General features: G+C 67.4%; 11 protein-coding genes and 2 pseudogenes. 6 read left to right on the top strand and 7 right to left on the bottom strand.

What is annotated here, in order from left to right:
* Positions 1–208: 208 nt before the first annotated feature.
* Positions 209–1291 (top strand): reverse transcriptase family protein, encoded by a 1083-nt coding sequence (locus ATL40_RS00340; RefSeq protein WP_143556817.1) that lies wholly within the window; start codon positions 209–211, stop codon positions 1289–1291.
* A gap of 80 nt (positions 1292–1371) precedes the next feature.
* Positions 1372–3054: an SIR2 family protein gene (locus ATL40_RS00335; RefSeq protein ID WP_098467789.1), complete on the top strand. Its 1683-nt coding sequence runs from the start codon at positions 1372–1374 to the stop codon at positions 3052–3054.
* 8 nt (positions 3055–3062) lie between these two features.
* Here the strand turns inward: ATL40_RS00335 and ATL40_RS14595 are convergent, their stop codons facing one another.
* The 3 genes from ATL40_RS14595 to ATL40_RS00325 all read right to left on the bottom strand — a co-directional run bounded on the left by ATL40_RS14595 (position 3063) and on the right by ATL40_RS00325 (position 7242).
* Entirely contained in the window at positions 3063–4121 is a 1059-nt protein-coding gene (locus ATL40_RS14595) for a hypothetical protein (protein ID WP_143556816.1), read from the bottom strand.
* A 207-nt stretch (positions 4122–4328) separates the two neighbouring features.
* On the bottom strand, positions 4329–5780 hold the full coding sequence (locus ATL40_RS00330) for an ADP-ribosylglycohydrolase family protein (protein ID WP_098467788.1): 1452 nt from the start codon (positions 5778–5780) through the stop codon (positions 4329–4331).
* Positions 5773–7242, bottom strand: coding sequence for an ADP-ribosylglycohydrolase family protein (locus ATL40_RS00325; protein WP_098467787.1), 1470 nt, complete (start codon positions 7240–7242; stop codon positions 5773–5775). The genes ATL40_RS00330 and ATL40_RS00325 overlap by 8 nt, the downstream gene beginning before the upstream one ends.
* Positions 7243–7400: 158 nt before the next feature.
* Here ATL40_RS00325 and ATL40_RS00320 point away from each other — a divergent pair, with 158 nt between their 5' ends.
* Positions 7401–7880 carry a helix-turn-helix domain-containing protein gene (locus ATL40_RS00320; RefSeq protein ID WP_098467786.1) on the top strand — a complete coding sequence of 160 codons (480 nt, stop codon included), beginning with the start codon at positions 7401–7403 and terminating at the stop codon, positions 7878–7880.
* A gap of 57 nt (positions 7881–7937) precedes the next feature.
* Here ATL40_RS00320 and ATL40_RS00315 read toward each other — a convergent pair whose 3' ends face one another.
* A complete protein-coding gene (locus ATL40_RS00315) occupies positions 7938–9179 on the bottom strand; it encodes a GTPase (protein ID WP_169925837.1) in 1242 nt (413 codons plus the stop codon).
* Between the two features lie 204 nt (positions 9180–9383).
* On the opposite strand from ATL40_RS00315, the pseudogene ATL40_RS15655 reads away from it, so the two are divergent.
* Positions 9384–9626 (top strand): annotated as a pseudogene (locus ATL40_RS15655) (DUF3806 domain-containing protein); the annotation flags it as partial.
* Between the two features lie 69 nt (positions 9627–9695).
* Here ATL40_RS15655 and ATL40_RS15650 read toward each other — a convergent pair.
* The 3 genes from ATL40_RS15650 to ATL40_RS00295 form a co-directional block, all read right to left on the bottom strand.
* Positions 9696–10088, bottom strand: coding sequence for an ATP-binding cassette domain-containing protein (locus ATL40_RS15650; protein WP_098470180.1), 393 nt, complete (start codon positions 10086–10088; stop codon positions 9696–9698).
* 487 nt (positions 10089–10575) lie between these two features.
* Complete coding sequence (locus ATL40_RS00300) at positions 10576–11052, bottom strand: Ntn hydrolase family protein (protein WP_098467783.1); 477 nt, start codon at positions 11050–11052, stop codon at positions 10576–10578.
* A gap of 4 nt (positions 11053–11056) precedes the next feature.
* On the bottom strand, positions 11057–11368 hold the full coding sequence (locus ATL40_RS00295) for a hypothetical protein (RefSeq protein WP_098467782.1): 312 nt from the start codon (positions 11366–11368) through the stop codon (positions 11057–11059).
* Positions 11369–12197: 829 nt separating this feature from the next.
* On the opposite strand from ATL40_RS00295, the pseudogene ATL40_RS00285 reads away from it, so the two are divergent.
* Together ATL40_RS00285 and ATL40_RS14590 are read left to right on the top strand one after the other, a co-directional pair.
* Positions 12198–13392: pseudogene (locus ATL40_RS00285) on the top strand (transposase).
* 501 nt (positions 13393–13893) lie between these two features.
* Positions 13894–14385, top strand: a complete 492-nt coding sequence (locus tag ATL40_RS14590; RefSeq protein WP_143556814.1) for a hypothetical protein — start codon at positions 13894–13896, stop codon at positions 14383–14385.
* The last annotated feature ends 139 nt before the right edge of the window (positions 14386–14524 follow it).

Here is a 14524-nt window from a genome sequence, read left to right as displayed (position 1 = left end):
GTCGAGGGTGGTCCTGCGTTGAATCTACATCGGGTACGGCTCGCTGCCGAAACGAAACCCCGATAGGATCGCGGCGGTCGGCCGACCACACCCAGGAACCCGCCACTCAGGCGGGCCCAGCCAATCGGAGGTGGGTGAGTAACGCCCACTGGAATGACCGTGGCTGCGGTGCCGTTGTCGCGACGCTACATGCGAGAGGTGAGTGTGGTTGGCCGATCCACGCGACTTCCTACTCGGGCTGAAACTCGCCCGTCTTCTCGGGGACGCCGGCCTGGGCGCGGAACGCACGAGGGCAATCATCCGGCGCGAGGTGGATCCCTACCGTGTTCTGACGGTCCCCCGCATCAGAGCGGCAGCCCGAGAGATCCGCAAGCCCGACGCCGACCTCATGGCGTTCCAACGCGCCCTGCTCGCGGAGTGGACCCCCGGCCATGTGGCGCACCCTCGCGCATTCGCCTACGCCCGCGGCCGATCGATCGTTGACTGCGCCCGCCTCCACCTCGGAGCGGAGCTCGTCGTGCGGCTCGACATCAGCAACTTCTTCCACTCCATCACGGAGCGGCACGTATTCCGCGCGCTCCCCGGTCCGCACTCGCGCAACTCCTTCGATGCTGCGCAGATCACGCGCCTGGTGACAGCGCCGTCGACATCACCCTTATCCTGGAACCAGCGCAGGACCGGAGCAATCCAGCTCTGCAATCCTCGCCAGTGCCGCTGCTGGCCACTGCGCTGCGAGAAGGTGCGCGCCAACTACTTCGGCCATGCACCAGAAGGCTTCCTCCCCCAGGGCGCACCGACCAGTGGCTTGCTCTCCAACCTCGTGATGCGTGAGTTCGATCAACGTATGTACGAGTGGGCGGAGGCCAACCGGTGGGTCTACAGCCGGTACTCCGACGACATGCACTTCTCCAGCAGGCGGCCGCGAGCGCACACAGACACCGACCGCTTGGTCACCCATGTGCGCCGAGAACTCGGACGACTGGGGATGCACCTCAACGACAAGAAGACCACAGTCGCGCGCCGCGGGGCGCGCCGACAAGTGCTCGGCCTCTTGGTGGACGGACACCACCTCCGGCTGACGAGGGAGTACAAGCGAGAACTCGAACTCCACACGCGAGGGGTCAGTGAGTTCGGGCTGGAACCGCACGCCCATCACTGGGGCTTCGAGAACGCGGGCGCGCTCGTGACGCACGTGAACGGCCGACTCGCGCACGCGACGCACGCCGAACCCGACTGGGGAGTCCCTGCACGTGAGCGTTGGCTCGCGGCAACTACGCACTACTCGGTGTGAGACCCCCCGAAGCGAACCCGTGTCGGCGTCGAGCGGCTCACCGGAGGGACAACGATCGAGCACCCCGGCACAATCGGCACATGACTCACCAGTCCGAGCAGGACATCCGCTCCGACCACCGTGGCGACGACCGCGCCGGCGAAGGCCACCTGTTCATCGTGCACGGGAGGCTGGACGCGATAGCGAGTACGGCCGTCGTCATCCCGGCGGACGCGCCGTTCTCCGTAGGCGACCACTGGAAGTCAGCCGCGGGGGTTCCCGCGGACCAGGACTGGTCCACGCTGCGGCCTGTCGGTTGGGGCCGATTCTCCGTCGATCCACTGGACCTCGACATCGCGCCTGGTGATCCCCAGCCCTGGATCATCGACTCCATCGGGTGGACGCCGGACAAGGTGGGCGAAATAGCCGCGCGCACCGTGGCCGAGATCGTCTCCCGCACCGGCGACGACCTGTGGAAGGCCGCCGGGAGGGCGAAGCTCGGTGCGCCCGTGATTGCGATGCCACTGCTCGGCTCCGGTCGGGCCGGGCACGCACACGACCGCGGCCGACTCGCCGAATCGCTCGTTCAGTCCCTGTCTGCCGCAGTCAGAGAGACCGGCGTCGACGTGATGATCGTGGCGTCCTCGGCGTCTGATTACGCGGTGCTGCAACACGTGCGCCGCGCCCAGCTGGCGGAGCATCGTCTCTTCGCCGGACTCCGCCCGGGGCTGATCACGCAGGCCCAGTCCCTGGCCGCGAAGGTCGCCAATCACGAGGTCGCACTGTTCTTCGGCGCGGGCCTCAGCATGGGCGCCGGCCTGCCGAGCTGGAGTGGCCTCTTGCAGGAGCTCCTGAAGGGACTGGACTCGGATCTCACGTGGAAGGAAGTCGAGCGCCTGCCGACCCTCGACCAGGGCGAGGTCATCGAGGCCGAGGCTCGCCGCGCCGTCGACCGTGGCGGCCCCTCCCTCGGGGAGCGAGTCGCTGACATCATCTCCAGAGCGGAACGCCCCAGCCTCAGCCACCTCCTGCTCGCAGGGATGCAGATCCCCAGCGCCGTCACCACGAACTACGACGGGCTCTACGAGCGGGCGGTGGAGAACGCCGGGCGCACCGGCGATCGCCGAGAAATTGCGGTACTGCCCTGGCAGGACGTCTCCGCGACCGGACCCTGGCTCCTGAAGATGCACGGCGACGTGAATCACCCGAACTCCATCGTGCTGACGCGCAACTCCTTCGTCTCCTACGACAGCCGCTGGAAGCCCGTCGGCTCTGTGGTCCAATCGCTGATGATGACCAAGCACCTCCTGGTCGTCGGCGCCTCGCTCACCGATGACAACCTCATCCGGTTCGCCCACGAGGTGGCCACGCTCCGACGCCAGTTGACCGAGGAGGGCAGCACATTCGCCGAGGAGTCAGACATCGGCACCGTCATCACGCTGCGACCCGATCGGGCATTCGAGCGGCTGTGGCAACGACAGTTCGCCGTCGTCATGGCGGGGACCGACGACGAGGCCGGCGCTCCTGAGAGCGGAAGCGGGCCCTCGCCGGGACACGCTCGCCGCGCCGCGGCACGTTCCATGACCATCTTCCTCGACGCCGTCGCGATGTTCGCGGCGCGGGCACCGAGCCACCTGCTCGATGCCCGCTACCAGGTCGAGGACGACCACCTCGTGGAGTCCCTGCGCGATGCGTACCAGGAGGCGCTGGCACGGGGCGCCACGCACGACGGGTGGGCCGCCCTGGCCCGCGCGCTCAGGCAGTTCGGGGCGGGTGAGGAGTAGTCGCGCAGTTAGCGATCAGTCCTCCACGGCAGGACTCGCCGTCTCCTCGAGCGCACTTCTCGCGAAGGATCACCTACATACCCAAGTGCGGCACGAAGGTCGCGTTCAGCCTTGCCAAGATCGCGCTTCAACTGGCTCCTAATGCTGGCCCGAACGGCGTGGCGCATACCAAACCTGGGCGCCACCCATGAACCAAACCCCACCGCAGCGGCGACAACTAGTGCACCGATCCCCACGCACACCCCCAGACCAACGCTCATCTGCCATAAGGCAAACGCGAATGCCACCGCAGCGATAAAGTCAAAGACAATCCACTGGAGAGCATAAACGCCGCACTTTCTTGCATACATGACCCCAGCGCACACCAGCCAATACACCAGCGGACCTACGAGCAGTGACGCGAATACAAGCATCAGCGCGCCGTCGACCTCAGCTGCCTCAACACCAGTGGGCGAAACGATCGCAGCAAGGGCCGCACCGGCGGCGATTGCCACGAGAAACAAAGTGATTAGCCAGACGCCCCCCGCAATCAGCGACTGCGCGTAACCCATCCGCGCGAATACCAGCGCCGGCCGGGAGTGCGCAGGGAACGTGCGCCGAATACGCACCTTTATTTCCGTCCGCCAACGCCACGCCGCATTCGCAGGACTTACCTTCTGGCTCACGGTCCTTGCCATCGCCTCCGCGCACAGCGATCCTACAACAGTCGCAAGCAGCAGCACCACGAGAGATTCGGCGCCGCTCCAACCTTGCGCAATATTGACAAGCACCACGACCGAGACCGTCCCAGCACCCAGAACAAGGGCCACAATAAGCATCCGCTTACCCGCCAACACCTCGTCACTAGTGCGTGGGAGGGCCCCGATTACAGCCGCATAGAGACCAACCACGAGTGTCGCCACTACAGCAAGGAAGGAAAGCGAACCCAAGCCTTTCGCGCCGCCTCCAGACCATGCACGCACCCGCTCGGCGAGCCCGGCCATTGTCTGATCGCCGTCCACCCAAGCCACCCACAACACACCCAAGACGACGTAGGCGGCCGCGCCGAACACGAGTAGGTATGCCACGCGCGGCGTGATCGGAGTGTGCAGATCACGGAGGTCCAGCGCTTTCGAGTCGTGAGACTCAGGAGCAGATCGGCTCTGCAGCGACTTCTGGACTGGTTTAGGACGCATTTGACGATGCTACGGCATCGGGAGGCAGGGTTGGCGTCTCGGCATCGCTAGCGTCAACCTCTCATCGTCGCAGCGAGTGAGCGGCCCTGGCCCGCGCGCTCAGGCAGTTCGGGGCGGGTGAGGAGTAGCCGGGGCCGTGCCCGGCGCGGGTACCGCCTTCGCGATCACCGCGGGGTAGGCCCGCCGGAGGCGGGCCGCGGCGCTCGCCGAGCCCTCCGCGATCACGCTCATCCCGCCCGCGGTGTTGAGCCGCACGAGATCGCGGGCCAGAGTGTCGGCAACCCAGCCCACGGGCAGGTGATCCTGCAGGCGCCGGGGCAGCGCCGCGACGCCGTGGACTGCGCCGAGCAACGCGCCCGCCACGGCCGCGACCGAATCGCCGTCCGGTGCGGTGGCGGCGAATCTCAAGGCCCGAAGAACCTCGTCCGGCCCCGGGTAGGACAGCGCCGCGTACACACCGCCCTGCAACGCGGACCAGGAGCTCGCATCGGGCGCCATCTCAGCGAGACGCTCCGTGCTGCGCACCTGCCTGGCGGCCGCCTCCCGCACCTGCGCGAGGATCGCGAGGTTCCCGATCAGCTCGTGAGCTCGCGCCACGGCCCGCTCCACGGTGTCCGAGCGCAGCGCTACCCGCAACACCTCACATGCCACCTGCGCCGCGTACCCGGCTGCGGGGGCGTGGGAGAAAGCGCACGACGCCTTGAGCGCCTCGGGGCCCGGGCGGTTCCACGCCGCGAACGGCAGGGAACGCACCAGGGCCTGACATCCGGTCGACGTACTCGGCTTGCCTGCGCGGATCGCGTACACCGTGGACGGCGAAGAGCCTCGCCGCTCGCGCAGCGCCAGCACCTGGCCCGTCCACCCGGAGTTCGCCACCCCACGGCTGGGCGCCTCCTGGCGCCGCAGCGCCCACCGCCGGTAGGCGCGAATCACCTCTCGGGTCGCCACCTTCTGCACCTGATCGCGTGGGAGGGCTTGGTGCATGGAGGCCTCCGCGCGCACCAAGCCGTCGATGGTAGCCAACGCGAGTTGCCCGCCCGCGGCGATCCGCAGCGGGAACGCCGCGGCGCTCAGCCCGAGACCGGCGGTGCTGGCCGTGGCCTTGCGGCCCTGGGCACCTCCGCCCGCGGTGGACCCGCCCGCACCACCCCCTTCCGTGCTGCCGATCGCCTCCCCCACCAGGAGTCCGAGCACCAGTCCACGCACCCGATCCTCCGCCGGTCCCGCCCACCCGAAGGGCCGCCTGGGCGGGCGTGCCGGCCGGCCCCGCCCTGCGCCGTCGGGCACCGCGTATTCCCCAGTCTGCGCCGGGGAGGGCAGCATGCCGGTCTTCTCCAGGACGTCGTAGAACGCGACGAAGTCCTCGTGCACCACCTGCAGGGTGAGGCCGTAGAACATCGCGCTCGCGGCGGGCACCGGCTGCCAGAAGCCACCGAGCCGCCAGAACCGGCCCCGGTGAGTCCAGGCGACCAGGCCGACCGGCTCGTGATCGTCGTCGTGCATCATCATCAGTTCGCCCGGCTTCACGCGCAGGCCGGCCACGTCAGGCATTGGCGAGGCTCCCTTCCAAGCGGGTCAGTGCGGCCCGGAACCCCTCGTTGGGGTGGGCGTAGGGCAGGGCGCGGCAGACGTCGTCGAACGCCGTGGCCAGCGGCACGCCCCGGCGCATCGCGTAGGCGATCGCCACGGTGGGCGTGCGGGAGTAGGCCGCCACGCAGTGCACGAACACACGCTGACCGTGGGCCCGCAGGTCCGCGATCGTCTCGGCGGCATCGGTCAGCACCGCGTCCAGGTTCGGATTGCTCGCCGGGTCGCTCTCGTCCTGCAGCCGGAAGGTGATGTGCTCCACGCCTGGTGGCACCTGACGCCGACCCAGCCGGCACAGGGAGACGACAGCGTCGACCTGGGCCGGGAGCTCGTCCAGGATCGTGGCGGCGCCCAGGATCACCCCGTCGTCGTGCGGGTGGACGACGGCGCGGGCCGGCCGGTACTGCAGCGGCCGGTAGTCGAGGTGGTCCACGAGCGGCCAGCCGTACTTCTCCCCGCGACCACCGGTCACGATCCGCACCGCCAGGCGCTCCAACTCACGTTCGTCGATGCCGGGCCAGCCGTGCAGGATCCGTCGCCACCGGGCGGGCACGGCGCTCGCGCCCCAGCGCGCGCCGAGGAGGGCGCCGGCGATGGCGGCGACCGTGTCGGTGTCCCGCCCGATCCGGATCGCCGTGGTCAGCGCATCCTGCAGGTGGCGGGAGGGTTCGGCGGGGACGGGGGTGTGCGTGATCGCCGACCACGCCGCTTGCAGCGCGCCCACCGACCAGGTGTTCTGCGCGAACGCCGCGGGCGGGCGCTGCTGCGCCTCCTCGAGCCTCGCGCGCCACAGGTCGGCGCGCGGCAGCCAGGGCGCGACGTCCTCGAACACGGGGAAGGTGCCGTGCAGGACGGCGTGGCGCACCATGAGTGACCAGAGTGCGCACGCCTCGCGGGCGTCGTCCTCGTGGTGGGTCAGGCCGCTGACCGTCATGGCCGCCTGGGCGAGGGCCGCGGGGTCGTCGAGGTAGGCGAGGGCGACCGGGCCGGTGCGCATCAGGGAGCCGTTCCCGGCGCTACGGCCGCGGGCCTCGTGCACCTCCTGGGCCGCGCGGGTCATGGTGGCGGCGTCGGGGGTGGCGGGCCCAGCTGCGGCAGCGGCGCGGCCGAGCACGGCGGAGGTCTGGACCCCCACATCCGGGGGGCCCTGCGCGTACCAGCGTGCGAAACCGTGGGCGACGGCGTCCAGCACCGCGGTCTCGCGCAGGTCGCCCCCGGTGGCGGCCGCCTGGGCGATGGCGACGGCCTGCGCGGTGTCATCGGTCCACTCCCCCGGGGCGAACCCACCGAGGCCGCCGCCGATCATGGTGGGCTCGAGGTCCGGGGTCACGTGCGCGAACTCGTAACCCGCGCCGAGCGCGTCGCCCGCGGCCGAGGCGATGAGAACACCACAGGCTCGGTCCAATTGTGCCGGTGTCAGGGTCATCGGGTGCCTCCGTGAGTTTTTCTTGTAGTCTATGCGCTACGCATAGGGTGACTGATGCTGAACGTATACCGCTGCTGTGCGGAGCGCAACACCTTGCGACGCTGAGCGCATAGGGTGGTCCTCACATCGGACGTGACGGCGGCGGGAAGGAGGCGCGGATGGCGGGTTCACCCAAGACCGGAGACCTCGAGGTCGGTCGACGGATCGTGGCGCGCCGCGAGGAACTCGGACTCTCGCGTCGCGCCCTGGCGGAGGCGACCGACCTCTCCTACCCCTACGTGGCACAGATCGAGACGGGCTACCGCCTGCCCTCCTCCCGACACCAGGCCACCCTCGCCCGCGCTCTCGGGCTCACGCTGGACGAGCTATTCGGGTTCGACGAGCCAGGAGAGGCTGAGCCGCCTCGGAGGCAGGATGTGCGGCGGCGCCCGGAGCGGGAGCGTGACTACCGGCCGCTGGAGTCGGATCGCAACGGCGTGCGGCAGCGAGGGCCGACGACCGCTGAGGCCATCGACATCGCCGCCGAGGCCCTCGAGGCCCTACCAGCCTCCGTGCGCCTGGAGGCCCTCTCGCGCCTTCAGCTGCGCATCGTCACCGGGGTCGCGCAAGAGGAGGCGCGGCGGCGGGGTGGGCGGTAGGGAAGGACCTCGGGCACGATCGGACTTCCGCCATTTCACCCCGCTACCGCACAACAACTAACGGTCCCGGCTACCCCAGTCCTTCAGGACGGACTCGAAGATAAAGGAAATGATCGGCGAAAGGAAACGGTAGACGGATTCCACCTGGCTCGGGTCAATACGTTTGGTTGCAACCCCCACACATAGATAGATCCACGCCTCGCCGGCGGCATACGTCCACGCAGCCGCAACCGTAGCGTTTACAACAGACCCCACACCTGGCACAAGTTTGACGAGACTTTGCGCGGCGGCTCGTCCGGTGAGCTGCAGCGCCAACTGTGCCAGCGCTCCACTGCCACCTACGGCACCAACCAGACTCAGGCCCATCAGCCGCGCAATCTTGCCCATCATAGCCAATTGCACGGGCGCCAGAAACGCTGCAGTGGCCACGGGAACCGGAACCGCAGCTGCACTCGCCGCCGTCGCAGCCGCGGCTACGACGACAGTGCGCGCGGCCCGCTTCTTCGCATCCCAGTCCAAGACCTGCGCTGCGTCGATGGCATCTCGAAACGTCGCGCCACCCGCCAAGCGAGTCTCGTCGAGCAGTTTCTTTAGGCCAGCGGTGGGCTCTAGGGCACGCGTGAAGCAGACCGTCGGTTTACCATCAGAGTTCGACCACAGACCTTTGACCTCCTCTCGGATGTAGTGGCCAAACTCACGGATCTCGCGCTGCTCGTCATCCCGAACCTTGGTCACGACCCCAATGACCGTGATGCCACGTTTGCGCAATTCGTTGATCGCCTGGACGTGTGGCTCCTGGACGCGCCGAGCGCTTTGATCCCAACAGAACCAGGCGAGATGGATGCGACCCTCCTCCGGCCCCTTCTGGATCTTGCCCAGGTCAGACTTTATTACTTTCATCGGATCACGACCGGTGAATCCGAGCTCAAATCCTGGAAAGTCGTACACTCGGAGCGTGCCGGCCTTGTTGTCGTGCGCATTGACCGACTGGGTGACGGGGGCGCCGATGCCAGACTCTGCCCTGATCTCACCGAAGATGGCGTTCACGAGGCTGGACTTTCCCGAGCCCGTATCTCCCAAGACGGCGAGGTTGAAGCGAGGGATCTCCTCATCGAGACTCTCCCAGCCATCCGCGAAGTAGCGCTCTTCGCCATCCGTCGAGAATCCGTCGCCCGCCGCCCCTGCGGTGCGCCCTCCATGCGAACTCTTCGGACCGGATAGAGCCAATCTCCCGGAGCCATCGGCCTTCGCCTGGCGCCACTGCAGCAAGAAGTCTTCTGGAACGTCTTTGCTCGCCATGGGCAGCATGGTAGTGCGCGCCAGGGATCCGCGCAGTGCCACCTGGAAGCTGGCCGGAGTGTGGCACCATCCAAACGATCCATAATCGATCCAGTGAGCTCAAGCGCGATGTGATCTCCATGTACTTTGGCTACCCGGGGCTAGGCGCAGCCCGTTATAGCGCCGCACGAACGTCCGGGGGCCCATGTGCGGACGCAAGCGGCCATGAACGTCGTCAGCGCGATCCTGGCGGACGGGGTCGAGCCGGAGGAGGGCTTCAAGCTCGAGGCGTTGGGCGTGGAGCTAGGTGATGCGCTCTCGGTGATGCTCGCCGACGACGGGGTGCCGTGCCCGTGGCGCCTGGTCACCGACGAATGGGGCATCACAGCAGCCCTGCACCTCAGTGCACAAGCGGTGATGTACCCGATGTCGATGCTCGCCAAGCGCGTCGAGGACGGTGAGACAGTCGACGTGCGGGAACTCAAGATCGCGGCGCTACAGCACGCAGAGCAGGTGCGCGCCGAGACAGACCTCTGGCTACCGACCGCTGCCCCGCATATCGATCATCTCGATGAGTTCGTCTGTGCGAGCCCGACCCACACCGTAGAAGGTTCCTCGCGAGTCGAGGTTCTCCCTCACTGTCAGCCTCCGGTCCAGCAGCGACTGCTGGAACACCACGCCGATTGCGGCGCGTATGTCACGATCATTCACACCTACCTCCCGGCCTCCGACATGGATGCTCCCGGCATCAAAGTCCAGAAGGGTGGTCATACATGAGATCGTCGTCGACTTTCCGGCCCCATTGGTTCCTAGAAACGCAAAGAGGGCGCCCTCACCCACCGTGAAACTCAGGTCGTCGACCGCCACGGTCTGGCGGTATTTCTTCGTTAGTCGCTCAACTTGGATCACTCGCGGGCCTCCCCCGTTCATCCCGATACAGGTGGAGACTCTCGGCGCGTCGGTACTACGGAGCGCTTCGACTACAACAAGGCTCCCCACACCTGTTGCTTCAGTCGGACTTCTTCCCCCGAGAGATCGTCCCCACCTTCCGATCTCCGTGCCAGTCAGTTACTACACCATGACCTCCGGGGCTAGGTCAATATCCTCGTGCGCGTTGCCGGCGCACCACAATCAGCGGTGTAGTCGGGGCCTGAGGCGGCCTGCCTCGTCCACAGATCCAGCGAGGAGTTGGTGAGGTTGGGGAAGCCGGCGTGTCCTGTCTCAGTACATTGGTGGCCCCGGTTGTCTCGGGATTTCGGTGACCGTTTGTCGGCGTCTCAGGAGATGGGGCCCGGTTGGACATGAGGCCGGCCGTGGAGCGAGCGTGATCTCAGGCTCCCAGCGCCGCGCACCCGCCGTTCGCGCACGTACTCACGAAGTGCAAGAACGGTGACATCCCAGTGATGTGCACGCTCGTTCACCCGGGGCACGGCGCCGCGCCCTGCGCCCGCTCATGGCCGGGCGACGAGTACCTCCGAGATGTACAGATCGCCCGAGGCCTGTGATCGAGCAGTGCCTCCGCGCCCAGCTCGATTTCGCCGTCGCCCACCCGCATGCTCTGGACGCGCAGACGGTCCGCCACTCGGTCAACCACCCGCCCCTCGTCCTCCACGAGGGCCAGGTGCAGGTCCAGGGATGCCGGGGCGGGCACCTCAAGGCCGGCCAGCTCGCGCACCTCGTCCTGCCCGGCGGCCACAGTGAGCATCCGGCCCGCCGTCGTCAACCAGGTGTATTCGCTTGCCGCTTCGGAGGTGTCGACGGCGAGCAGCCCTGGTCCACTGCGGCTCCAACCGGTTAGCGCCGTCCGCTCGGGTGCTCCGTCCGCGCGCAGGCGCCACACACTGACGTCCGTCACGGGCGCCACCGCCGCCTCGGACGCAAGGTCGGACTCCACGTCCTCACCACGCCCGCGCCCTCCACGCACGGCACCACCGCGTCCTCGCTCCACCCGGTGCCAGCGGCACCGTGAAGGACTCGCCCGCGAGGAAGGTGCCGTCGAGCGTGATCTCCCCCACCACCACCGTCTGCTCCGCTGCGCCAGCCAAGTCCAGCGAGGTACCCGCGGCCGTGTACACGCCGTCGCACTTCCACACCGCCCGCGCGAACCCCTGGATCTCTCCGTGGCCCGCCACCTCGCCCTCCACGAACGTCGTGAGGTGGAACAGATAGCCCATGTTGTTCTCGGCGAAGCCCTCGTTCAGGAGCGCCACAACTGCAGCCGACGCGGTGAGGACACCACGGCCACGCCGGAGTGCAGGCGGAACCACTCGGCGCTCGGTGTGCTTCACTCCCACCTCAGCACCCTCGCAGGGTGAGCCGCAGGAGCATCTTGCCCCGCGCTGTCGGGCACCACACAGGCTCGTGTTCGCCCACCTCCAGGGCACCTATCCGGTAGAGCAGCGCGCGCAGGGGGGCCCAACCTCCCACCACACCTCGCGCTCGGAGACGGGCCGCGCACTCGTGCGCCACCCGAGATCGCTCGACCGGGCGGCGACCCGCGCGCACGCCACTCTTGGAAACATGGGGTCGTGGAGCGACGCAACCGGGACCGGCCGGCCGTCGAACTCCGACTGCGCGGCGAGGTCGAGCATCAGCATCAACCCGGCGAGCTGCGCGACCTCACCAGGCAGCGCGGAGAGGGAGCGGGCGCTCTGCCGCACCAGCGCGACCGGGTCGCAGGTTCCCTTCTCCCCTGGACGGCGATCGGGTACGTGGCGTCCTCGCGGTTGCAAGCCCCAGGCCACTCCCGCTCCAGATCGAACTGCACGGCAATCTCCCGCACCACGGCCGGGCGCAGGTACCAGTTCATCGCAGGTGAGGGTTTAGGAGTGGCTGGCTGATCTGGTTGGGGCCGCAGTCTCGGGGAAGGGTCGAGGTCCCCCAGGATGGACGTTCTCACAATGCCCACCCGGAAGACCTCGACGCGCCTGGCGCGACCATCGATCCTGCGAATCTGACGAGGTTCGCGCGGCTGGACGAGCTTGGTCTCTTCGTGGTCGGACAGCGTCTCGAACTGGGTCGGGCGGTGCTGAGTGCCGTGTGGTCGCCCACGATGAGGACGCGTCCTGCCGCCAGTGCGGCGCTGAAGGCGCGCCGCGAGGGACTGTGTTCCGGTGGCTGGCGCACGTACCGTTCGGCTGGCGGCCCACGACGCTGCTGGTGCGGGTGCGCCGCTATCGCTGCGAGGGCTGCGGGAGGCTGTGGCGGCAGGACACCACAGCGGCTGCGGAGCCTCGGGCGAAGCTGTCGCGGGCAGCGGTGCGCTGGACACTGGTCGGCCTCGTCGCTGGACATTTGACCGTGACGCGAGCGGCCGAGGCCCTCGCGGTGGCATGGCACACCGCGAACGACGCCGTCCTCACGGAAGGGCGACGGGCGTTGATCGATGATGCTCACCGATTCGACGGCGCCACGGTCATCGGAGTCGATGAACACGTGTGGCACAACACCCGCCGCGGCCAGAAGTACGTCACAGCGGTCATCGACCTCACCCCGATCCGCGACGACACATGCCCGGCACGACTGCTCGACATGGTCGAAGGCCGTTCGAAGCAGGCGTTCAAGGCCTGGCTCGCGGCACGGGCGAAACCGTGGCGTGAGTGCGTGGAGGTCGCGGCGATGGACGGCTACACCAAGACCGCCGCGGCTGTGGAGCTCCCTCCCGCGACTGTGTCATGGATCCCTTCCACGTCCTCCGGTTGGGTCGTGACGCCTTGGGCCGGTGCCGACTCCGGGTCCAGGAGGACCTCCATCGTTCACCGCGGCCGACGTGATGATCCGCTCTACCGCGCCCATCGGACCCTGCGCACCGGGGCCGACCTACTGAGCGAGAAGCAGCGCGCCCGTATCAGCGCCCTGTTCGCTGGGGACGAGCACGTTCAGGTAGAAGCAACCTGGGGCATCTACCAACGCATGATCGCCGCCTACCGCCACCCCGACCGCGCACAAGGAAGTGCCCTGATGACCGCCGTGAACGACTCTGTCAGCACCGGCGCCCCAGCCGTACTGAGCGAGGTCATCACAATCGGACGGACCTTGAAGAAGCGAGCCGCTGACGCCCTGGCCTACTTCGAACGGCCCGGCACCAGCAACAGCCCGACGGAGGCCATCAATGGACGGCTCGAACACCTGCCGCGGCTCCGCCCTTGGGTTCCGCAACCTCACCCACTACATCGCCCGCTCTCTCCTCGAGGCAGGCGGCTTCAGGCCACTCCCGCACCCTCAACTGCGATGAGCCCCGAATCGACTGCTGACGAGAGCAATCGAGCGCGACCCAATCCCAATAGCCTGGGGACTGGTCTCCCGACACCTCACGCCTCAGAACGCCAGCGCAAGACTACGGCAGCAATCCTGCCTGCCTGCGGCGCTCAATCTCCAACTGATCCGCCGCTTCCTTTTCCTCAATCGCACGGAGTTCTTCCGGCGTGGCGATCCAATCCTCGAAGGATCGGACTTTACGGCGCTTCGGCACACGCGAGCGCGTTGCCGCGACCAACTTCCGTTCGTGCTCATCGCACAGGATGAACGTGCCACCATGCGTTTCGACTAGAGCGGCCCCGAGGGCCCGGCCGCACCCGACGTGTACACAACTCTCGACTGGCAAAGTCGCCACCTCCTGGAGCCTCAGCCCGAGACCCGCCACAACTCGTTAGGATCGACCCTATGTTGATGGCGCGCCGAAGACAAGCGCCCAGCAAGACCTGGACACCTCAGGGATCGAGAGGACTGAAGAGTCATGGCACGAAGCAAGATCCAAGACCTCGATGAGGTGAAGGCGTGGTTCGACGCCGAGTTGCCTTACGCCGAGATGATTCGGCGATACAGGAACTCCTATGGCATCGAGACCACGGCAACCATGTGGAGTAACTGGCGTCGAAAGCTAGGTTATCCCACCCGACTGGATCGCCAGGCACTCCTGATCCCTTGGGCCGTCAGCGAGGAGCACCGTGCGCTCGCTCCGATCCAGGCGCTGCGGGGCATCGCGGCGCGCAGGGCAGGGCTAGATCGAGATAAGGCTCGCATTGCACTCGGCGCGCAGTGGGAGCATGCTCTCGACGAGGCTGGTCTAGTTATTCACTACGATCCCGACACTGAGCAGGGATTCTTCTTGGTCCCCGCCCGCGAAGACATAGATCTTGACGTCATACGCGAACCAAATGAACTGCGACGGACAAGTAGGCAATACGGAATCCCATGGGGTAGCAGGGCAAACGCGTCCGCACGATGATCGCGACCCGGCACAGAAACCACAAGAGACCTCGTGGCGAGCGCGCAGCGCTGCGGCGATTGCCGGGACTGACGGGAGAGAGCCAAAGCAAACCACCTGTCGATCGCGTCAGTGATAGGAACGCGGCTGGCCCTCGGTG

The sequence above is a fragment of the Serinibacter salmoneus genome, from assembly GCF_002563925.1.
In the GTDB taxonomy this organism is placed as follows: Bacteria; Actinomycetota; Actinomycetes; order Actinomycetales; family Beutenbergiaceae; genus Serinibacter; species Serinibacter salmoneus.
This window is presented reverse-complemented; position numbering and strand designations above follow the sequence as displayed.